This window comes from Colwellia sp. 75C3 (assembly GCF_002836255.1).
GTDB lineage: Bacteria > Pseudomonadota > Gammaproteobacteria > Enterobacterales > Alteromonadaceae > Colwellia.
In genome coordinates this window covers 99,129-119,982 of the sequence record NZ_PJAU01000057.1, presented here as the reverse complement: position 1 = coordinate 119,982, position 20,854 = coordinate 99,129, and the positions used below count along the sequence as shown (strand labels likewise).

General features: G+C 36.4%; 19 protein-coding genes, 2 tRNA genes and 1 pseudogene. 10 read left to right on the top strand and 12 right to left on the bottom strand.

Going from position 1 to position 20,854, the window contains the following annotated elements; genetic code table 11:
• Window positions 1-216: 216 nt before the first annotated feature.
• From CXF85_RS16705 to CXF85_RS16685, 5 genes and pseudogenes are all read right to left on the bottom strand, one after another.
• Window positions 217-468, bottom strand: a pseudogene (locus CXF85_RS16705) (transposase); the annotation flags it as partial.
• Between the two features lie 636 nt (window positions 469-1,104).
• On the bottom strand, window positions 1,105-1,377 hold the full coding sequence (locus tag CXF85_RS16700) for a hypothetical protein (protein ID WP_101229776.1): 273 nt from the start codon (window positions 1,375-1,377) through the stop codon (window positions 1,105-1,107).
• A gap of 93 nt (window positions 1,378-1,470) precedes the next feature.
• Window positions 1,471-4,218 (bottom strand): TonB-dependent receptor, encoded by a 2,748-nt coding sequence (locus CXF85_RS16695; protein ID WP_232771243.1) that lies wholly within the window; start codon window positions 4,216-4,218, stop codon window positions 1,471-1,473.
• Between the two features lie 527 nt (window positions 4,219-4,745).
• Window positions 4,746-6,185, bottom strand: coding sequence for a sulfatase (locus CXF85_RS16690; protein WP_198555665.1), 1,440 nt, complete (start codon window positions 6,183-6,185; stop codon window positions 4,746-4,748).
• A gap of 647 nt (window positions 6,186-6,832) precedes the next feature.
• On the bottom strand, window positions 6,833-7,783 hold the full coding sequence (locus CXF85_RS16685; protein WP_101229773.1) for a LysR family transcriptional regulator: 951 nt from the start codon (window positions 7,781-7,783) through the stop codon (window positions 6,833-6,835).
• 144 nt (window positions 7,784-7,927) lie between these two features.
• Here CXF85_RS16685 and CXF85_RS16680 point away from each other — a divergent pair, with 144 nt between their 5' ends.
• The 3 genes from CXF85_RS16680 to CXF85_RS16670 all read left to right on the top strand — a co-directional run bounded on the left by CXF85_RS16680 (window position 7,928) and on the right by CXF85_RS16670 (window position 10,675).
• Entirely contained in the window at window positions 7,928-8,740 is an 813-nt protein-coding gene (locus tag CXF85_RS16680) for an enoyl-CoA hydratase/isomerase family protein (RefSeq protein WP_101229772.1), read from the top strand.
• A gap of 719 nt (window positions 8,741-9,459) precedes the next feature.
• Complete coding sequence (locus CXF85_RS16675; protein ID WP_101229771.1) at window positions 9,460-9,660, top strand: DUF4224 domain-containing protein; 201 nt, start codon at window positions 9,460-9,462, stop codon at window positions 9,658-9,660.
• Between the two features lie 10 nt (window positions 9,661-9,670).
• Complete coding sequence (locus tag CXF85_RS16670; protein ID WP_101229770.1) at window positions 9,671-10,675, top strand: phage integrase N-terminal SAM-like domain-containing protein; 1,005 nt, start codon at window positions 9,671-9,673, stop codon at window positions 10,673-10,675.
• Window positions 10,676-10,770: 95 nt separating this feature from the next.
• On the opposite strand, the gene CXF85_RS16665 is transcribed toward CXF85_RS16670, so the two are convergent.
• Together CXF85_RS16665 and CXF85_RS16660 are read right to left on the bottom strand one after the other, a co-directional pair.
• A tRNA-Ser gene (locus CXF85_RS16665) sits at window positions 10,771-10,861 on the bottom strand.
• An 86-nt stretch (window positions 10,862-10,947) separates the two neighbouring features.
• Window positions 10,948-11,038 (bottom strand) — tRNA-Ser (locus CXF85_RS16660).
• Window positions 11,039-11,221: 183 nt separating this feature from the next.
• Here CXF85_RS16660 and CXF85_RS16655 point away from each other — a divergent pair.
• The 6 genes from CXF85_RS16655 (at window position 11,222) to CXF85_RS16630 (ending at window position 14,291) form a co-directional block, all read left to right on the top strand.
• Window positions 11,222-11,839: a DNA-3-methyladenine glycosylase I gene (locus CXF85_RS16655; protein ID WP_101229769.1), complete on the top strand. Its 618-nt coding sequence runs from the start codon at window positions 11,222-11,224 to the stop codon at window positions 11,837-11,839.
• 253 nt (window positions 11,840-12,092) lie between these two features.
• Window positions 12,093-12,761: a Bax inhibitor-1/YccA family protein gene (locus tag CXF85_RS16650; RefSeq protein ID WP_198555662.1), complete on the top strand. Its 669-nt coding sequence runs from the start codon at window positions 12,093-12,095 to the stop codon at window positions 12,759-12,761.
• Between the two features lie 129 nt (window positions 12,762-12,890).
• Window positions 12,891-13,259: a sulfurtransferase complex subunit TusD gene (gene tusD, locus CXF85_RS16645; RefSeq protein WP_101229768.1), complete on the top strand. Its 369-nt coding sequence runs from the start codon at window positions 12,891-12,893 to the stop codon at window positions 13,257-13,259.
• Window positions 13,259-13,657 (top strand): sulfurtransferase complex subunit TusC, encoded by a 399-nt coding sequence (tusC, locus tag CXF85_RS16640; RefSeq protein ID WP_101229767.1) that lies wholly within the window; start codon window positions 13,259-13,261, stop codon window positions 13,655-13,657. The genes tusD and tusC overlap by 1 nt, the downstream gene beginning before the upstream one ends.
• A gap of 8 nt (window positions 13,658-13,665) precedes the next feature.
• Window positions 13,666-13,962 (top strand): sulfurtransferase complex subunit TusB, encoded by a 297-nt coding sequence (gene tusB, locus CXF85_RS16635; RefSeq protein WP_101229766.1) that lies wholly within the window; start codon window positions 13,666-13,668, stop codon window positions 13,960-13,962.
• On the top strand, window positions 13,953-14,291 hold the full coding sequence (locus tag CXF85_RS16630; protein ID WP_101229765.1) for a TusE/DsrC/DsvC family sulfur relay protein: 339 nt from the start codon (window positions 13,953-13,955) through the stop codon (window positions 14,289-14,291). Before tusB ends, CXF85_RS16630 begins: the two co-directional genes overlap by 10 nt.
• Before the next feature lie 39 nt (window positions 14,292-14,330).
• On the opposite strand, the gene CXF85_RS16625 is transcribed toward CXF85_RS16630, so the two are convergent.
• The 3 genes from CXF85_RS16625 to CXF85_RS16615 all read right to left on the bottom strand — a co-directional run bounded on the left by CXF85_RS16625 (window position 14,331) and on the right by CXF85_RS16615 (window position 17,662).
• Complete coding sequence (locus CXF85_RS16625) at window positions 14,331-14,528, bottom strand: hypothetical protein (RefSeq protein WP_101229764.1); 198 nt, start codon at window positions 14,526-14,528, stop codon at window positions 14,331-14,333.
• 423 nt (window positions 14,529-14,951) lie between these two features.
• Entirely contained in the window at window positions 14,952-15,602 is a 651-nt protein-coding gene (locus tag CXF85_RS16620) for a substrate-binding periplasmic protein (protein WP_442871878.1), read from the bottom strand.
• Between the two features lie 608 nt (window positions 15,603-16,210).
• Window positions 16,211-17,662 carry a glyceraldehyde-3-phosphate dehydrogenase gene (locus CXF85_RS16615; RefSeq protein ID WP_101229762.1) on the bottom strand — a complete coding sequence of 484 codons (1,452 nt, stop codon included), beginning with the start codon at window positions 17,660-17,662 and terminating at the stop codon, window positions 16,211-16,213.
• 154 nt (window positions 17,663-17,816) lie between these two features.
• Between CXF85_RS16615 and CXF85_RS16610 the strand changes: the two genes are divergently transcribed.
• Entirely contained in the window at window positions 17,817-18,656 is an 840-nt protein-coding gene (locus tag CXF85_RS16610; protein ID WP_101229761.1) for a DUF2989 domain-containing protein, read from the top strand.
• 66 nt (window positions 18,657-18,722) lie between these two features.
• Here CXF85_RS16610 and msrB read toward each other — a convergent pair whose 3' ends face one another.
• Entirely contained in the window at window positions 18,723-19,100 is a 378-nt protein-coding gene (gene msrB, locus CXF85_RS16605) for a peptide-methionine (R)-S-oxide reductase MsrB (protein ID WP_101229760.1), read from the bottom strand.
• Between the two features lie 13 nt (window positions 19,101-19,113).
• Window positions 19,114-20,646, bottom strand: a complete 1,533-nt coding sequence (gndA, locus tag CXF85_RS16600; protein WP_101229759.1) for an NADP-dependent phosphogluconate dehydrogenase — start codon at window positions 20,644-20,646, stop codon at window positions 19,114-19,116.
• Window positions 20,647-20,854: the final 208 nt, after the last annotated feature.

Genomic DNA, 20,854 nt, shown 5'->3' with positions numbered 1-20,854 from the left:
AGTAGTACTAAGGAAATGTTAATAGAGTACTGAAGGTTATTGAACCATAAGTAATTTATATACTGGTCGTTATTGTTTATTTATAAAATAGTAATGCTAACAATACTAACCTTATTAAAAGCACACATTGATATTCAACTATTCATTATTAGCTTTGGTAAAGAACAGCTAAACATTCGTATTATGCAATAGGCAATTTAGACTCTGTAACCCTAATTTTAGGGTACCAAAGAAGCTCTCAGCTACCGCATTATCCCAGCAGTAACCTTTCTTACTCATATTACCAACAAAGCTATGTAACCTAAATACTCGCATATTGAACACTTTGACCTGAATGAACTATCAATCCAGCCTTGGGTTTCCGTTGCCACATTGCCATTGTCAGCGCATCACAAGCTGAGCTTTAATTCTTGCTCCCATGCACCAACCGACAATTTTACGAGAGTAAAGATCGATTACTAGCGCCAATATAGGGTCCGCTGATCCTCCTTAGTCATATTTTTTAATTGATATAAAATCGCCAAAAGGTAAACGAGTACTTTCCAGATTAAAATAAAGTTTAGGATAATTCTCGTGTTCCTATTTTGATGGGGGCTGAGTCATAAGGTAGGCTGATTTTTTAATATCTCAATGTCCATTTCTAGGCGCTTTACTTGAGCTTTAAGTTTACGGATTTCATCTTGCTCTGGTGTTAGCTATCCACTTCCTCTAAAAGCATGGCCATCATTATTTTTAGCTTATTTTATCCTTCGACCAAGCACTTAAGCACTAACATCTAAATTTCTAGTGGCTTCTGCTATAGCGTTTTATGCTTTCTAACGAGTACAGTTACATCTAATTTGAATTCTTTTGAATATGTTTTACGGTTTTTAATTTGTATACCCAGTTAAGTCAATTATGTCTTAACTGGGTAGGAGTATCAATTAGACCATGTCATAGGTTTACTATTGAAAGCACATTTCAGGCTAAAAAAACAATAAAATTAGGCCGTATTGGTAGTTTCCCTATAAAACGACCAATCCAAGAGCACAAAAAAGGCCAGGAGCAAAGCTACTGGCCTTCGATTAAAACCGCCACCTTACTTTAGGACGGGACAAAATAATATTATTTTTGACTTGAAAATTCATCAAAATTTAGTTGACCATCACTGTTACTATCTTTACGTTTAAAGCCGTTATTAACTTTTTTCTTTTGTATCGATTCATCCGTAATAGATTGTTTAGCAAAGTATTTCTTCATATGTTTGCTAAATTCAGCTTTATCTAACACCTGGTTTTGATCAATATCTATTTTATTAAAATATTCTTGTTTACCTGCTTGACTGTTAAAGCTAACGACTAACAACAAAGCAAAGGGAATTAAATTTAGTTTATTCATCACTATTCTCCTAAAATTCTAGTTTTAAAAGGCTCTTATTACATAAGAAGAGCCTTTATGCTGATTCACGTCAATATGACTTAAAATCAGAGCTTATAGTGCATACTTAAAGCTTAAGCTAAATGTTCTGCCGTTATCACGAACCGCATAAGCACGAGACGGGTTACCAACATACTCATATACTTGCTCATCAGTAATGTTTTTCGCTTCAAAGTTAATAGACATTTTCTTAGTAAAGTCATAACCCAATTGGAAATCTAACTGATCATAAGCTTCTATATACAGCGCCTCTTCAGACCAAGAGAACTGATTAAAGTATTCGCTACGATAGTTCCATGCCAAACGAGTACTAAAGCCATATTTTTCATAATAAACCATAAAGTTAGCTGTATCTTGTGATAAGCCAGGTAAGCTCATAAACTCACCGGTAACGTTGTTAATCAATTCCGTTTGGCTGTCATTATAGGTATAGTTTATTGCGGTACCTAAGCCATCAAACGGCTCTGGTAACATATAGAAAGCTTGTTGAAAGCTAACTTCAAAACCTTGTACAACACCACCTTCACCATTAATAGGTTGAGTGACTTCATATGGTGTATCATCACCAATACCTGGCAATGTTGTTGATTCAGTTCTAGTGGTAATGAAGGATTCTATGTCTTTATAAAAGATACCTGTAGAAAGTAAACCTTCACTGTCAAAATACCATTCAGCACTTAAATCAAACTGATTTGCACGGTACGGGTCTAAGTCTGGATTTCCGATGATATACTTACCGCCATCCTCTGCATCCCATGATCGTATTTCTCGAAATACTGGTGCAATGTCAGCATGGTTAGGGCGCGCCATTACTTTAGCGGCAGCAGTACGTAAAATTAAGTCATCTTTAAGGTTAAAGGCTAAATTAATACTTGGCAGTACATCTTGATAATCTTTGTCTGATTCAGTTAAAGCTGGATCTTCACCTGCTAAGAATTTATAAGCGGTTGACTCTATCTTTGTGTCTACATACCTAACCCCAAGATTACCGCGTACAGGAATAGTCAAGAATTCTGTATCAATATTGGCTTGAACATAAGCAGCAGTGACACTTTCAGTTATTTCATAATTTTCTCTTTGGACTTCCAGCTTTTCAACAAGGTGGCCAAACTCTTGATCGATTTTGTCAAAGTCAGGCACATACCAAGCATCTACAGGCGCGTTGTCTAACATGCCATCCGTTACTGTATAATTTGAATAATCCGATAAAATAATTTGTGTGCCACCATTTGCCTCTAAAATATCAGCTTGAATTTTATCTTGAAATACTTGGTTAGTTTTTTGAATTTCATTATAACGAGCACCAAATTCAATTGAGCTGATATATTCATTGTCTAAATCAGTAGATAAATCTAATTGTGCGTAACCTTGCTGATCTTCTACTTCAAAACTTTTATAGTTCATCACATCGAGTTGAAGATTTTCAGGGTTCATTGCCGCTAATTCATCAGGGTCAGTTGGGTAAATAATTTCTGGCATGTAACTACCATTAGGTAAACTGTATCCTAAATTTTGAACTTTGGTACTGAATAAAGGGTTAATATCATCACGTAAACCTGTCGCTTGGCTATAGCCAATTTTAGGTGTTATGGTCCAATTGTCATTTAGCATGTAATCAAGTGTAAAGTTTACCGCAATGGTTTCATCATCATAAGCACGATCAAAACCTGTTTGTTCATGATTATAGTTTTTACCTGCCTTGTCATTGGCGCTGGCAATTTGTGATACAACATTTTCGCCATCAATTACAATACTGTCCATGTCAACAATCAGTTTATCATTATCTCTAAAATCAACATCCCAGTTGGTTGAAATAAAATTACGTTGCTGACGGCTATAAAGCGCATCAACACTAAAATCTAACTCATCTGAAATTAGCCATTGTGCTTTAGCATTAACATTGATACGTTCTCGCTCATCGTGTCTAAAGTTGGCACGAATATCTTCAATACGATAGACAGGTGTATCACTAACACCAGCTTTATTTAGCGTACCATCTTCGTTATATTCGTTTACATAAGGCGCTTTTTTTTGCAGCGCCCAACCGCGACTTTCAAAACTATTACGTTGCGTAGTTCTGTCAAAATAACTTATAGCAACAGAAGTACCAAAAGTTTCAGCATCATTGACGCTATTTAAGAATAAATTTAAGCCGCCACCTGCCGCATCGGCATTTTCATTATAATCAGCACGAGCTGTGATGGTTGCTTTATTACCGGCATCAATAGGGCTACGGCTTTTCAAATTAACCGTACCACCAACAGAGCCTTCCACCATACTTGCAATTGGGCTTTTAAAGACTTCTATTCCGGCAACCATTTCACTGGCTATGTTATTTAGATTAAAACTACGACTTGATGCACCATTACTGGTAATAGATTTACTGTTACTATTCGCCATTGATTGACCATTTAAAGTCACTTGGCTTAGCCCTGGCGCCATACCACGAATACTGACAAACTCACCTTCACCATCAGCACGAGACATTGATACACCAACAACTCGAGAAAGTGCTTCGGCAATATTATTATCAGGTAGCTTACCGATATCTTCAGCAGAAACACCATCCATTACTTGATCAGAAAAACGTTTTGCATTCATAGAACGTTTTAAGCTGCCACGGGTACCGACAACTTCAATGACTTCAATTCCTTTGTCATCTTTATTTTTAGCATTTTTAGCACTCGCTTTCTTTTCAACTTCAGCTGTTGTGCTAGTTTCAGCCGCTTGAACGATAGTGGCTCCGCTAAGAATAGCGAGAATACTTACACTTAGTAGTGTTTTATTAAAAGTTCGTTTCATCATTAAACCCTTTCTCTTAGTGACATAGTTATATTCATAATAATTACTTTGTGCAATATTATTTTTATTATTAGATAGCTTAACAATACACCAGTTGATATCGTTGTCAATACAATTTAATACACTTTAATTACATTTACAATAATCATAAAAATATTTTTATGATTAAATATTAGATATAAAAACAATGAAAACAATGTCAATTAAACAGCAGACAAAAACCTACACAGAAAACATAAAGACCTGATAACAAGCACTTAATTAAGGGGTTTCTCTGATAGGATTAATGAAGGTGACGTTTAAACTGAGCGTTTACACCTCGAACACATTAACTATATTTCGGCCTAGAGCTAGCTCATTAATCAGTTATCACATCAATAGAGAGCTATAAATAAGTCAACGTGAAGTTAACACTTAAAATATCGTTATCAAATCAATTATCTATAATATGTAATTGAAACAAATAAAAGCCATTATCTATAAAATAGATAATGGCTTTTTATCTTCACGCTAATTTATTCCAGTCCCTATAATTTCAATCTTTTTAAACCTGCACTGTTGGTATGAAGTTGCTTGTTCAACCCAACCTCTAACAATTTTCCTTCTGGTGTATTGATGATATTTTTGGTTTCTAGGGGGTCGTTAATAAGATCATACAAATCACGATAAACAACTTTACCACTTGGTGTAACCCACTGGGTATATCGATATTGCTCTGTACGCATTGAATAGCCATACGCTCCTTTTCGCTTGTACTGGCTAATAGCGACTTTATTAATTGATTTCAGCTTTCCTGTTACAAGAGAAACTAAGCTTTTTCCTTGCAAGTTATTGGGTATTGAAAGTCCTGCGGCTTCGCTTAGTGAAGGAAAAACATCAAGTAATTCAACAGGCTTAGTGTAACGATTAGCTTTACTACCTGGGATTTTAATAATTAATGGAACATGGTTAGCCTGCTCCATAGTAGTATGCTTGCCCCATAAGCCATGGTCACCTAAATGAAAACCGTGATCCCCCCAAAAAACAATTATCGTATTTTCAGATTTTCCTGTTTTTTCAAGCTCTTCGAGTAATTCACCAACAAGGCTATCAATAAAGCTTACCGAGGCAAAATAGCCATGTAATAACTCTTTTTGGTGGGCAGAAGATAGTTTACCTTTTGGATAATGCTTTATCTCTTCACCCTTAATAGGCGTTGGTTTATACCCTCTCAATTCTTGGTTTTTATGAAATAAATAAGTTGTATTAGCATCTTCTGGAGCACTTTGGTAACTTGCTAAATCAAAACTTTCTCTGTTATATAAATCATAATATTTTTTTGGTGCTACAAATGGTAAGTGAGGCTTCTTAAAACCAACAGCTAAAAAGAAAGGTTTGTTTTTATTTGCCATTTTTTTAAGTAATTTTTTACCACGTTTAAGAATACCGCCATCGACAAATTTTTCATCAGGGGCATCAATAGACTCAACCGCTAAACGGGTTTTACCCTTTAGTCCGTGTGTAGGCCTTTGATAGGGAATTGACCAAGATAAAACTTCTTCTTTGCTGCGACTCGTCGTGTTCCTTGGATCGAAAATCTTCCCTGCTGCCGCTGTTTCATAACCCTTATTTTTAAAAAACTGAGGTAATGTTATAACGCTTGGGTTAACATCACGAATCTTATCTTTCAAATTCATAATGCCATTTGATTCTGGTCGCAACCCTGTAAGAATGCTCATGCGAGAAGGCCCGCATACCGGATATTGAGAATAAGCACTGGTAAAGACAGTACTTTGGCTCGCCAATTTATCAATATTGGGTGTAAGAACTTTAGCTGTTCCATAATCACGAATAAGCGGCTTTAAATCATCAACCGCAATAAAAAGTATATTCGGCTTAATGAGCTTATTTGCATTGACATAACATGAGGCAAAGCTCAGTAAAAGCACCCCACTCCATTGAGTTATGCTCTTAATTTGTACTTTCATATTATTCCAACTGTTAACTTTGACTACAAACATATTGCAACAAGCTGATAACGTTGTCAACAAGCATTACTATTCAAGTTAACCTAATTTATAATCAGGTTAGAGCCTTATCAATATTTTGGTCAACCTACCATAAAGATATATGTAGTGACTAAGTTAAACTGACCACCAACATTTAGGCTTTTACCTAACAATTATCTTCCCAGTCGCTAATAATATAAGTAAATGACAGCCAATTGGGGGATGCATAAGGGGAGATTAAAGTTAAAAATCTATGGCGCTATGTACCCCACAGTGAGATAGAAACTAACTATCACTTTCCACATTGAAGACCTATTTTATAGGTCAAAATCACCTACTCTAATGATCACTTTGATACGTTAGCGGACGTTCCCCACAGATATAAATATGTATTGTTTGACCATAAATTTTTCCAATGAGTCGAATGGCCTGACTGGCAAAAATCCCACCATTGCTGCCAGTCAGGAAGTCGCATTCGCATGACTTCAAAAATGAGCTAAAAAGAGGTTAGCGCCTGCTTGCTCTTAAGATTAACTTACCGTTAGAAGGAAACATCTATAACAGATTTGGTAATGCTAAGTACTGTCGCAAAGAAAACACTAGAGATTATTACAAACAGGTCTGCTTTATTTTGAGTTACCATACATCTTTTCAAATCCAGGAATACGTGACTCCCAAATAGGTGTTTTATCACCAACAATGTCCTTTAATACATCCATGAAAAGCCTAGTTTTTAATGGTGAATCACGATGTGGATATACGGCGTAAAACGTCCCATAATCAGTTAAGTCGATATGGGTCATTATAGGAGTAAGCTTGCCTTCCAAAATTTCATTTTCGATCATCTGAGCTGTTGTAACCGTTAGCATGTTTCCTGCCAATGCAGTATTAATTAGCATCTCAACTTCATTTACTTTGTAAGCGATATTGAGCTGGATAAAAGCTTCTTCCCTGTTAATATCTTGGTATTTTATTTTATCAATTATCAACCCTTGAGTTGAATACACAACCGCTGGTAAGGCTTCTAACTTTGGCACAGTAGTTGGCAAGCCATATTTTTCAATAAAGCTCGGTGCGGCAACAATTAATAACCTATTCCTCGCTATTTGTTTAGAAATTAAATTTGACGCTTTAGGCTCACCGATACGAAACCCAATATCAAAGCCTTCTCCTACAATGTCCACTACACGGTCTTCTAATAATAATTCAATACGGATATCAGGATACAGTTGTTGAAACTTAAGAATAGCTTGTTGGACGTATTGACGACCAAATAACGTTGAGCTAGATATTTTAAGTTCGCCTCGTGGTTCATTATGGTAATTCTGTGCAAGGCGTTTTGAGTTATTGAGCAATTCTCTTAAATGCTTTGCCTGATTAGTCATTTCCTTCCCTGCCGCAGTTAATGACAATGAACGCGTTGTTCTATTCAATAGGTGAATGCCAAGCTCTTCTTCAAGCTTGCTTATTTGTTTCGATATAGCAGATCTATTGACGTTCCTGTGCTCGGAAACTTTTGCAAAACTGCCTAATTCAGCAACTTCTAATAATAGTAATAATCGGCTTGCGAGATCCATAACGACTCCATTGGTGCCTTTTTGGAATCATTATAGTTCAAATTAGTCTGTTTATTGAGTCTTAATATAGTTTTAAAGTAGCTACATGAATTCGAAGTGACACAAATAGTGTCATTCTACTATCTAACTGAATAGGAAATAATGATGACTAAATTAATGATATCTAAAGAAGCTGGCGTAGCTACCATATTAATTAAAAACCCTCCTGTGAATATTTTAACTATAGATTTAATCAATGAGATTAACGCTTTTGTATTATCACTAAAAGATGACAGGGAAACTAAAGTCGTTATTTTTAAATCATTTCATGATACATTTTTTATTGCTCATTTGGATTTAAATGTAATTAATGGTAGTCAAGGAGGGCAAGCAGCTTCAATTGAATTTAACCATATGATTGGCAATATAAAAGCAATGAAACAACTTTCAATTGCAATAGTCGATGGCGTAGCACGCGGTGGTGGCAATGAATTTGTTATGGCATGTGATCTAGCCTACGGTACTGAAAATTCGGCTTTTGCTCAGCCAGAGTTGTACATCAATATTCCAACGGGAGGTCAAGGTGCTGTTCAGTTTGCACGCCGCCTTGGTAAAGGTAAAGCACTGCAAGCATTACTAACTGGTGCAGACTTCACTGCTCAGCAAGCGGAGGCGTTAAACATCATTACTCAGTTTGTGCCTAAAGTAGAGTTAGACGCTTATATTGAACAGTTATTGTCGTTAGTAAGTGCATGGGAAGTTCGTGATATCGTAATGTATAAGGAAATCATTGCTGCTTCTATTAAAGATGAAGACGTGGGTAGTGAACTAGAGTTGCGATATTTTCTTGAACGCGCTAAAGAAGAAAAAACGCAAAGGATTATTGCTGCGTTTCTAAAGCACGGTGGTCAAACAGAAAGAGAAGCTAAAGATATCCAAGGAATATTTGTTGATACAGCAGTAGAGCTTTCAAAGTAAGATCATATTAATCAGGTTATAAAGACAGTCTGCTACACAAGGACTGTCTTATTCATCAGTTGGCGTTCTGAGATGAAACACCACAGGCAGCTACAAGCTTAAACCAGCCCCACAAATGATCAGAAAATCTTACCTAATATTGCCCTAAATATGCTACTGAATTTGCAAAGGCTTAATGTCCGCAATTGTTTAGCAGTTGTCGTAAGTCTCACCAAATTCCTAACATCTGCAATGTGTCGGATCTGCTGCCATTAGTTACGCAAATGCTAACCTAAAAATCACTAGATAATGTAAGCCTAAATAATCATCCGTTCAAAGCCTAGGTAATTATGGGCAACTTAACTTAGCGACAACAATTTTAAAGAAAAACATTCCTCAAATGCTACCAATCAAAAAAACTTAAAGTTTTTTCACAAATCCCAAAGTACTGCGCCGCAGGCGTTAATGGTGCGCAGCCCTTTAAAAATAAAGACCCTAGGAATTCAAGACCTTGTAAGCTGCATTCTAATACATTATATTTACTTTAAATCGAGTAACTAATCGTAATAGAAATTAGCACTCTGCTATTACGGATTGAGTATTGAACCTCAATGGAAGTTATTAAACCAACTAACTAAAGGTATTGAATATGAGCCATCAAACATTAGATCTTAACTTAACGCAAACCTATAGTCATAAATATCGTTGTTTGAACCAATTGATAAAAGGAGACATCACTGATGTTGTCAATATTGGATAAAGAAGATCTTAGGCAATTGACTGGTTATGTTCAGCCTGCGGATGTCGCAAAATGTCTCAGAAAGCATAAAATTTACTATATTGAGGGTAAGGACGGCCAAGTACGTACAACTAACAAATGGATAGAGCAAGCAGGACAGAACCGAATAGCTAAAGATGACGGATTTGACCTAGATTTTTAAGGTGTAGACTGTGACTCAACAACGCAAAGCTGAAGATCAATGGATGCCACCTCGGGTTTATAAAACAAAAGTGGCATATGTATTTCAACCAAAATCTGGCGGGAAAATTCGTTTGTGTGGATTGGACGTTGCTAAGTCGCTTGTTTGGATGTTATACGAAAAAGAATGTGCAGCATTGGATAATTTCAATTCGGTTGCTAGTTTGTTTGAAAAGTTCTTTCTCAGCGCATCATTCATCGACAAAGCACCCCGTACTCAAAAGGATTATCTAGGTTACAAAAAGGATTTGTTGATAGCTTTTGGCAAGATGGACATCAACAAGGTTGAACCTAAGCATGTACGCATGTTCATGGATAAGAAAGCTGTTAAGTCTGGGATTAGTCAAGCAAACCGTCACAAATCTGCATTACAAGCCATATTTTCATGGGCGTATGAACGCGGAAAAATAAAGGTGAATCCTTGTGTCGGTGTAAGGAAGTTTACCGAAAAAGCGCGTGACCGTTACGTCACAGATGTTGAATATCAAGCGTTGCTAGATCACGCTTGTCCCGTCATCTATGCCGCTGCTGAAATATCTTACCTTTGTATGGCTAGGCGTGGTGACGTTGAGAGATTACGAAAAGAACAACTTATTGCTGACGGTATTTATATCAAACAAGGTAAAACTGGCAAGAAACAAATAAAAGAATGGTCTCCACGTCTCAAAAAAGCTATTTCTCACGCAAACAAAGTGAACCCATCAATTAGTTCAATGTATGTCATTCATCAGTTTAACGGTTCAGGTTATGGTACTAATGGTTTTCGTGATCGTTGGGTATCAACGATGGAACGCGCAAGAAAATCAACTGGTTATTTAATGGATTTCACTTTTCACGATCTAAAAGCCAAAGGGATAAGCGATTTTGAAGGCAGTTTAGAAGAAAAAAGAAACGCTGCTGGCCATACAACTACAAAACAAACGGCTGATTACGACAGAAAAACTCACATTGTTCCCACTGTCAAAAGTCGAAATTAGCAATTGAGTTACCTTTTTGAGTTACCTTTCAGTTACCCTCGATACTTTTTAGCCTAAAAACGAGAAAGGGCCGCCTTACGGCGGCCCTTTGAATGTGGCGGTGAGATAGAGATTTGAACTCTAGAAGGGCTACAAACCCTTGCCGGTTTTCAAGACCGGTGCTTTCGACCACTCAGCCATCTCACCTGAAACTAACGAGTATAAAGTTGGTTCACTTTCTTTATACTTTAAAACAAAAACCGCTAATGATTTATTAGCCATTCTTTTTAATGTGGCGGTGAGATAGAGATTTGAACTCTAGAAGGACTACAAATCCTTGCTGGTTTTCAAGACCAGTGCTTTCGACCACTCAGCCATCTCACCTGAAGTTAACAAATAAGCTTGTAAAACAATGCTTGCTTGAGAACGAGGCGGATATTAAAGTCTCTCTAGTACGTTGTAAAGCACTATTTTAGTATTTATGCCTATTTTAGGTTTGTTTGCTAAAAAAACAGTCAGCTTGCTTTTTTTTAAAGCAATTTAAATGAATTAAAGAAGGATTACACCATGACAGCAGACATTACCTGCCGTTGCCCTTGGTTAGACACTACTAAGTTAGACTATGTCAAATACCATGATGATGAGTGGGGTGTGCCCGTTCTCGAAGATAATAAAATGTTTGAGTACTTAGTTCTTGAGTCAGCGCAAGCGGGTTTAAGTTGGTATACCATATTAAAAAGGCGTGATGGCTATAGAAAAGCGTTTTCAAATTTTGATGTAGCTAAAGTAGCGCAATATACTTTAGCTGATGAGGAGCGTTTGGTCCTCGACGCTAGTATTATCCGTCATAAAGGTAAAATTGCCGCAACAGTTAACAATGCTAAGTGCTTTATGGCGATACAAGAGGAGTTTGGTAGCTTTATTAAGTATGTTTGGGCATTCGTTGATAACAAAGTGCAAGTCAGTGATATAAACGAATTGGCTGATTACGTGGCCACATCCCCTATTTCAGATGTGTTAAGTAAAGACTTAAAGACAAGAGGTTTTAAGTTTCTTGGCTCAACCACTGTATATGCTTATCTGCAAGCATCGGGTTTGATTAACGATCATAGTAATAGCTGTAAAAGAAAACAAGCTGTTATTAACAGCTACCAATCCTTAGGATTAGAGTGGGTTCAATGTTAACTAACATCACTTTCTATGTTGAATAGCCGGTGTTTTTTTAATTAATGGTTACAAAATAAAACAAATTATTGCCACTTTTAAACAAAGCAAAGCGTAGTATTTTAAAAATCACCATGCCATAATATGTCATAAGGCACTAAGTTAGCGTAAGTCAGTTCTTTGGTTATTTAAATAATAAAAACTTGAACTTATCTAAAATGACCTTATCTTAGCTTATAACAAGTAAATAGAATTAAATTCTTAAGGAAGTTTTATGCAATCTAATATGAGTTTTCAAACGGCGAGTAAAAGTTCGGCGATAGAAATTAATAAAGTATTGAAAAATACTTACATGTTGTTATCAATGACACTTGCATTTAGTGCCGTTACAGCTGGCATTTCAATGGCAATGAACCTACCACACGGTGCTGCGCTTATTATGATGTTAGTCGCGTTCGGTTTAATGTTTGTTGTGAACAAAAAAGCTGATTCTGCTAGTGGTGTTTATTGGATTTTTGCTTTTACCGGTTTAATGGGAGCTTCATTAGGCCCTATGCTTAGTGCATACGCTGCAATGCCCGGCGGACCTGCGATGATAATGCAAGCGCTTGGCGGAACTGCATTAATATTTTTCGCACTTTCAGGTTATGCGTTAACCAGTAAAAAAGACTTCTCGTTTATGGGTGGCTTTTTGATGGTTGGTTTGATTGTAGTAGTGGTAGCAAGTTTAGCTAACATCTTCTTCGCCATCCCTGCCCTTTCACTAGCGATTAGTGCTGCAGTTATCATGATTATGTCTGGTTTAATTTTGTATGATACAAGCCGTATAATTAATGGTGGTGAACGTAACTACATTCGTGCCACTGTTTCTTTATACTTAAACATCTACAATATCTTTGTACATTTATTGAGTTTATTAGGTGTACTTGGCAACGACGATTAGTTAAATCTAAAAAGTTTCGTTAAAAAACATAATAATCATTTATAATGTTTTATAATAAAAAGCCTCGCAATTGCGGGGCTTTTTTTTGAGCTGTTTTACTCTTTATTTTCTTTATAGTTTGGATGTGTTGTGAAAACTCTTGCTGTAGTAGTAACTACTCCCCCTTATAGCCACTTAACAATTACAGCATTAACGTATGTTGAGGCCGCTTTAGTCGCTGGCATCAATGTTATTGGTGTATTCTTTTATCAAGATGGTGCAATGCATGCGAACAAAAACACTAGCATTGCCAGTGATGAATACCAGGCAATAGCGCACTGGCAACGATTACAGCAACAATATCAATTACCATTACATATATGTATTACTGCGGCTGAAAAGCGCGGTATAGCCTGTGACTCAATAGACAATGAACAAGTAAACAAAGCCTTTACCGTATCGGGTTTAGGCGAACTGGTTGAGTTAACGACAAAAGCTTCTCGCTTGGTACAGTTTTAATGACAATAATAGAGCAACAAACGCCCGCTATTTTACCTAAAGAATCCGGTTTAGCCATTATCAATAGTAAAGCACCTTTTAGCAGTAATCACGGTAAAGATGCTCTTGATGTTGCATTGATTTTTGGTTCATTTGAGCAAAAGGTTTCGTTATTTTTTCAAGGTGATGGCGTTTATCAGTTAATTGCTAATCAAGATGGTCGTTTAGTCTCAATTAAAGATTATTTGAAAACATTTTCAGCTTTTGAATTCTACGATATTGAAGACATCTATGCTTGCCAACAGTCCTTAGTTAATCGTCAGCTTAATGAAACATTTCATATTAATGATGTGCAAGTATTAACAAGTATTGAGTTTGGTAAAGCACTGAATCGCCATCAACATGTACTACGGTTTTAAGGAACACCATGAGCACTTTACATTTAGTTAGGCAATCAGCTTTTGCCACCAATGATTTCGCACAGTGTTTAAGCGTATTGGATCATCAAGATTCTATCGTATTGATGGATGATGGTTGTTATAACCTTAAACACTCATTGATGGATAGCTTACTCAAGCGAGTAGACGGCACGATTAACATCAATGTTATTACAACGCATGCTCAGGCAAGAGCTATTGAAACGATAGCAACCATTAACCATATAGACATGGCTGATGTTGTAGAATTAACCTTTAACCATAAAAAAGTGATCACATGGCAGTAACATTAAATTTTGAAGGCAATATCATTACAACAGACAAACAAGGTTATTTACTTGACCATTTATTGTGGAAAAAAGAGTTAGCACTTGTTATGGCAAAACATGATGAATTTGAACTAACTGATGCCCACTGGGAAGTTATCAATTTTGTTAGACAGTTTTATTTAACCTATAACACCTCTCCGGCTATCCGTGCATTAACTAAAGCAATGAAGAGTGAGTTTGGTGAAGAGAAGGCAAGCAGCCGATATTTGTATAAGTTATTTCCTGAAGGTCCCGCCAAACAGGCCACTAAATACGCGGGATTACCAAAACCTGCTCGCTGTATTTAAACATTAATTGAACACACAGGAGTGATAACCAAAGGTTATTTACACTTTGATGTTAACATTAAAACCACTATTGCCCGATGGCGCAGGTAAATTACTAACACTTGCTGATTGAATTAGCTGTAATACCATTTTTCCTTCAACTTCTTGTTGTCTTTTAGATAACGCTGCTGTGAGCAACTCCGCACCAGAAGTATTTTGCGCTGCGGCTGAACTATTTTGACCTACACTGATAGACATAAACCCAACTTATAATAATGATCAATACTTTGTTATCGACCGAGCAATTAAAAACTTGAGTTAAATAACAATTTAATTACTGCTCTTTTATGATATTTAATTTACGAAATGTAAGCGTATATTATCAAGTAATATGCACCTTTATTTGCAGTATCAACAGGACTGTTTGCCTGAATAGAAAAAGTTCCCTGTCTAGAAATTGGCAACCAATGAAATTTGATCGGTGACACCTGAATCAATATCGTCGGTGTTGGCGTTAATATCTCCAATACAGCAAAGCATGTTAAATGTTAATAATAGACGATTGCAGTTCATATTCTTGAGACCTGCCTTCAACCAAAGTTTAGGATTATATCTAGTAATAGGTAATTTTATTTACTCTTTCAAGGTTGAAGGATCGATATTTAGCAGGCTCCTAACATTTTAGTCCTTAATTTTCTCCTCGGTATCTTCGTTATAGGTTTGAATACTATGCACATCAAAGCCAAAATATTGTAAATATAACTTATCGGTATAGCTATTTGCTTTTAATAATAATAACGACTGGTAAAAACGGTATGCAATACTATTAGAACCAAGCATCATAGGATAGTTATCAAAACTCAGTGGTTTTTCTGGATTATACAAAGTATTTTCAACTTCACTATAATGAATAGATTTTCTTGAAAATCCCATCGTTAAATCAGTTAAACCACCACAACAATTTAAATGATATTTAAGCTCTTTTTTTCTTAAATTGTCTTTCAATAGATACGCGATAGTAGAAAGTTCATCGACATAAACATCTGCTCGGCCAGCCAAAATGTGGTTTATTGCTATCGAGTGGCTCAGCTCAGATGGACGTTTCACAACTAATGCATGTTGATGACGAATAAGTTCTGTTGAGCCGAAGGTTGACAACAGTATTTTTCCCGCGAAATCTTCAGGGCCTTTGATCTCTTCGACATCTATTCGAGTTAATCCTATATCTAATGAAGGCAGGCCATTAGGAATAAATAAAACAAATTCGGCACGTGCAGGTGTGAAAGTCAGACCAGGATAAAAATCAATAGTACCATTTTTTATTTGTCTCATAATTCGCTTTTTACTTGACCGTATTATATTCAATTGACACCCTATATTAAAGGCGGCTTTATGATACAAGTCATAATATAAACCTGAGTCATTGTTAGCTTGAATATTTGGGAGTCTTGCAGTCGATCGGTAACCCTTAGTTAAAGTGCAGGCTTGAGCAGCCTGGCTGATAAACAAAATAATAATGAATATAGCAATTGTATATTTCATTTATTTACCCTAACTTAAGTAATTTTAATATCTAGTATTCAATATATAAGCGTAGGATGAATTTATGCTCGATACCACCCAAATAAAATAGATACTTGATATCCAGAACATCATTTGCAATATATTTAGGTAGTACCTCATCATCGAGTAGCTTTTAGCAGACTCTATTTCTTAATCCTGTCGTACGTTTTCCAGTGGTTCGATAACTGCACATAATTTCTTTCATATCGAGTGAAAATTCACTTTATTTTAAAACCGCTGGTAAGCTCTTAGTGGGAACTAAATTAATGGGAACTAAATTAATGGAATTGGTATAAATAGCAACATTATAAAAAAGGGCACATATTAAATTAATATGTGCCCTTTTTAATAAGCTAGCATGCTAGCTTAGGTAATTATTACTTTAACGGTAAAGAAGGTACTGTAATTCCAGACATCTCTAGCATTACTTGTACAACTTGACAGCTGTAACCAAACTCGTTGTCATACCAAACGTATAATACTGCGCGATCACCATCAACAATAGTTGCTTGTGAATCAACAACACCTGCATAACGTGAACCCACTAAATCAGTAGAAACGATTTCGTTTGAAGCCGTGTAATCAATTTGATTTTGTAACGGTGAGTTTAATGAAATATTACGTAGGTAATCATTCAACGCTGCTTTATCAGTCGCTTTCTTTAAATTCAAGTTCATGATAGCCATTGAAACATTAGGCGTTGGAACACGAATTGCGTTACCTGTTAATAAGCCTTTAAGCTCAGGTAATGCTTTAGCTACTGCTTTTGCAGCACCGGTAGTACTGATAACCATATTTAAAGGAGCACTGCGACCACGACGTGGTGCAGGATGGTAGTTATCAATTAAGTTTTGATCGTTAGTATATGAATGGATAGTTTCAACATGGCCATTGCGAATACCATATTCATCATTAAGCGCTTTTAATACCGGTGTAATAGCATTAGTAGTACAACTCGCTGCAGAGATTATTTTATCTGAGGCTAAAATCATATCGTGGTTAACACCATAAACGATGTTTTTGATATCACCTTTAGCAGGTGCTGTAAGTAAAACTTTAGCAACACCTTTTGATTGTAAATGCTGACCTAAACCATCTTCGTCAGTCCAGATACCGGTATTATCAACAACTAATGCGTTAGTGATACCATGCTCTGTGTAATCAACTTCCGCAGGTGATTTTGCATAGATAACTTTAATAAAAGCACCGTTAGCTTTAATTACGTTATTTTCTTTATCGATAGTAATACTACCGTTAAAAGCACCATGTACGGAATCACGACGTAATAAACTTGCGCGTTTCTCTAAATCATCGCCACCTTTACTTGGACGTAAAACGATAGCACGTAGATTTAATTTAGCATTTGGACCAGCACGTTCTATTAATAAACGCGCTAAAAGACGACCTATACGACCAAAACCATAAAGAACAACATCTTGGCTTTTTTGATCTGAGTTTTCACGGCTTTCTGCTGATAATTCTTTATCTAAATATTGTTCAATAGAAAGGTCATTGGCTTGACCTAGGTATAAATAGTTATACGCTAACTTACCTACATCGATGCGTGCAGGTGCTAAATCCATTTTGTTGATTGCTTCGACAAAAGGGAAACTTTCACGTAAACGCAATTTACTTTCTTCATGGAGAGCAACAGATTTATGTGCTTTAATAATATCAATAGAAGATGCATTTAATAGTGGACGACCGTACACTAAAATTTCAATGCCTTTGTTGCGAAAAAGCTGTCCAATAATTGGTTGCATGTTTTCAGCGAACGTTTGACGTTCTTGCCAGCTTGCTTGATACGTTTCCTCAAGATGAGAAGTCATTACTTAAACCTTTTATTTCAGTCAATTAAACATTAGGCTATTATCATAGGGTACTAAATACAATAATAGCTAGTTGAGAGTACATTTACTGGCGTATTGTAATTGAGTATGAAAGATTTCTCTATAGGTTACAAAAAACTTTTTGGTATTTTTTATGATTAATTTTAGAAAAATAAAACAGCTTAAATCCTCCTATACCGTTAAGTTTGGAGCAGTATTATGTGTACTTATTCTCAATGGTTGCGATAACAATGTTAATTTAAAGCAACTTTGCAGTGAAAATGCAGAGATATGTAATGAATTCGGCAAAGATAGTTGGTGTAAAGTTCAACGGATAGACGTTGCAACGAATCGAATAAAAGTCAAAAACAACAATTTTGATGCAGATAAGTATAAATTACTTATTGCTTATGAAGGTTATATAAAATGTATGTCATTGGCTTCTCAAATCCAACACAAAAAATTAAAAGAAAAAACAACGCTTAGAAAAGATAATTTGTTGAAGGCTAAAGCTCAGTTATCACAGTTGACTGAGCAAAGCGCTAACTCTAAGCACCCCCACCTTCTTTATTATCATTGGTCAAGAGAGTCTAACGACTTGGCTTTAGAAAATTTCCTCCAATTAGAAGGGGATCCCGTTCTCGAAAACTCAACCGCACAGTTTCATTTAGCGACATATTACATAAAGCGAAACAGTAAAAAGACATTGGGGTTGTTATACCACGCGCTTGAACTACATCAACCGGGAAGTGAACTCTCCCCTGAAATATTACAATCACTAGTAACAATCTTTGCTAAGAAAAAACAATATAAGCAGGCATATATTTGGTTACGCACTTATCAGCTATTACAAGATGAACCCGATGAAATGATCGAGACTAGCCTCAATAGCTATCAACAAGCAAAAACATTGGACGCAGAATTTCTAGATAAAGTCGCTAGCACTACCCTAGCTAAAATTGAATCAGGCCAATTTAGTAGCCCTAATTACTGATCACTATAAAACGAATGAAAGTAAAGAATAGGCACTATTCGCTATTCTTTACTAAATGAGGTGAGTTTATTCTGCTTGGAATTTCAAGCTAAGTGAATTCACACAATAGCGTTTACCGGTAGGTTGTGGACCGTCATCAAAGACATGACCAAGATGAGAATCGCAAGCTGCACATTGAATTTCTACACGTTGCATTAGATGTGAATCATCTGATTTGTAAGCAACTTTAGTTTCAACAGCCGAAGAAAAACTTGGCCAGCCACAGCCCGCATTAAATTTACTCTCACTATTGAATAAAGGCTGTTCACAGCAGGCACAATGATAAGTGCCCTGCTGCCAATGATCATTATAAATACCGCTAAAAGGTTGTTCAGTTGCCGCTAACCGACATACTTTGAAAGCTGCATCGGTTAATTTGTCTTTATAATGATCATCATTTTTCATAAATTTTTAGCCTTTAACCATCAACTAGAATGGTTTTTCTTTCATCTGTTGACCATTCTACATGGTATTTTTTACCTGAAGCTTTATCTATGCGTTCAAAGGTATGAGCACCAAAATAATCTCGTTGACCTTGCAATAAATTAGCCGGTAATGTTTCGCTGCGTATTGAGTCATAATAAGCAAGTGAAGAAGACAACGCGCCTATAGGTACACCTTGCATTGTTGCATGACAAATAGCCTTGCGCCAGTTTTGTTGACGACTGTTTAGTTCTTTAACAAAAAAGTCATCAAGCAATAGGTTATCTAAATCTTCATTACGTTCGTAAGCGTTAGCTATTGACTGCAAAAAGGCAGCTCGAATGATACAACCTGCGCGCCAAATTTTAGCAATGCTTGCAAAATCTAATGTCCAACCATGTTCTTTAGCCGCAAGTTTCATTAACTGGAAACCTTGCGCGTAAGCACAAATTTTAGCGCAGTACATTGCATCATGTAATTGCTCAATAACTTGCTGCTGCTCTTCTGACGACAAAGGTGATTGCTGTGGTCCACCAAGTAATGATGAAGCCTCAGTTCTAAGCGATTTAAATGAAGAGATAGAACGAGCATAAACCGCTTGAGCAATAGTCGGTGCTGGACAACCCACTTCTAAGCTACTCATAGCAGTCCAAAGACCAGTACCTTTTTGCCCTGCTTTATCTAAAATCAACTCAACCAGTGGTGTATTGGTATCAGCTGATTTATGACGTAGTACTTCGACTGATATTTCCATCAAGTAACTATCTAACGGGCCATTATTCCATTGAGAAAAAATGTCTGCTATTTCATCACAGGTTAAGTTAAGACCTGATTTCAACACATGATAGGCTTCACAGATAATTTGCATATCCGCATATTCAATACCGTTGTGAACCATTTTAACATAATGGCCAGCTCCGGCTGGACCAATATATGCAGCACAAGGTTCACCATCAGTGATAACTTGTCCTGGCTGAGTACGCTCTATTGGCTTACCCGTAGCAGTATCAACTTTAGCGGCAATAGCTTCCCAAATAGGTTTAACTCGAGCCCAGGCATAAGGAGAGCCACTTGGCATTAGTGAAGGGCCAAAACGTGCGCCAACTTCTCCACCTGAAACGGCAGAAGAAAATAATAAGAAGTTACTTTTATACTTCTTCTCTCTAGCGACTGTATCAACCCACAGGCTATTACCTGTATCAATTATAATATCATCTGGCTGAATACCTGCACCAATAAGATTTTCACAAACTTGGTCAACAGGGGCTCCCGCAGGAACACTTAATACAATGAGGTGTGGTGCTTTAAGTTGCGATAACAATTCAGTGTAAGATGAACAGCCATAAACACGTGGTATATCAGTAGAGTTTTCTACCTCATCTTGTGCAATAACTGCTTGAACTTTTTCATCACTTAAATCGAAAGCTGCAATATTATAGCCATTATCAGCTAAATTAAGCACCAGGTTTTTACCCATAACACCTAGGCCAATAAAGCCGATGTCACACAATATTTTATCTTGTGTCATAAATATTTATCCTATGTCAGATAAGGTCAATAGTCTAAGTCTGTTGACTATTATTCAAAATTTCGCGCATTCTACCATGCTATTTAAGAAGTATTATACAAAATGCAAAAATAATTAATCTACAGGTGGAAACTTTAGTAATTAAGTCAACATAACACAATAAAACTGAAACTTTTTAGTCATAAAAGCCATCTTTAGCTTGTATTAA

Coding starts and splice junctions, on each gene's coding strand:
- CXF85_RS16700 (WP_101229776.1), bottom strand. CDS start 1,377: ATGAATAAACTAAATTTAATTCCCTTTGCTTTGTTGTTAGTCGTTAGC.
- CXF85_RS16695 (WP_232771243.1), bottom strand. CDS start 4,218: ATGAAACGAACTTTTAATAAAACACTACTAAGTGTAAGTATTCTCGCT.
- CXF85_RS16690 (WP_198555665.1), bottom strand. CDS start 6,185: ATGAAAGTACAAATTAAGAGCATAACTCAATGGAGTGGGGTGCTTTTA.
- CXF85_RS16685 (WP_101229773.1), bottom strand. CDS start 7,783: ATGGATCTCGCAAGCCGATTATTACTATTATTAGAAGTTGCTGAATTA.
- CXF85_RS16680 (WP_101229772.1), top strand. CDS start 7,928: ATGACTAAATTAATGATATCTAAAGAAGCTGGCGTAGCTACCATATTA.
- CXF85_RS16675 (WP_101229771.1), top strand. CDS start 9,460: ATGTTGTCAATATTGGATAAAGAAGATCTTAGGCAATTGACTGGTTAT.
- CXF85_RS16655 (WP_101229769.1), top strand. CDS start 11,222: ATGACAGCAGACATTACCTGCCGTTGCCCTTGGTTAGACACTACTAAG.
- CXF85_RS16650 (WP_198555662.1), top strand. CDS start 12,093: ATGCAATCTAATATGAGTTTTCAAACGGCGAGTAAAAGTTCGGCGATA.
- tusC (WP_101229767.1), top strand. CDS start 13,259: ATGACAATAATAGAGCAACAAACGCCCGCTATTTTACCTAAAGAATCC.
- tusB (WP_101229766.1), top strand. CDS start 13,666: ATGAGCACTTTACATTTAGTTAGGCAATCAGCTTTTGCCACCAATGAT.
- CXF85_RS16630 (WP_101229765.1), top strand. CDS start 13,953: ATGGCAGTAACATTAAATTTTGAAGGCAATATCATTACAACAGACAAA.
- CXF85_RS16625 (WP_101229764.1), bottom strand. CDS start 14,528: ATGTCTATCAGTGTAGGTCAAAATAGTTCAGCCGCAGCGCAAAATACT.
- CXF85_RS16620 (WP_442871878.1), bottom strand. CDS start 15,602: ATGAGACAAATAAAAAATGGTACTATTGATTTTTATCCTGGTCTGACT.
- CXF85_RS16615 (WP_101229762.1), bottom strand. CDS start 17,662: ATGACTTCTCATCTTGAGGAAACGTATCAAGCAAGCTGGCAAGAACGT.
- CXF85_RS16610 (WP_101229761.1), top strand. CDS start 17,817: ATGATTAATTTTAGAAAAATAAAACAGCTTAAATCCTCCTATACCGTT.
- msrB (WP_101229760.1), bottom strand. CDS start 19,100: ATGAAAAATGATGATCATTATAAAGACAAATTAACCGATGCAGCTTTC.
- gndA (WP_101229759.1), bottom strand. CDS start 20,646: ATGACACAAGATAAAATATTGTGTGACATCGGCTTTATTGGCCTAGGT.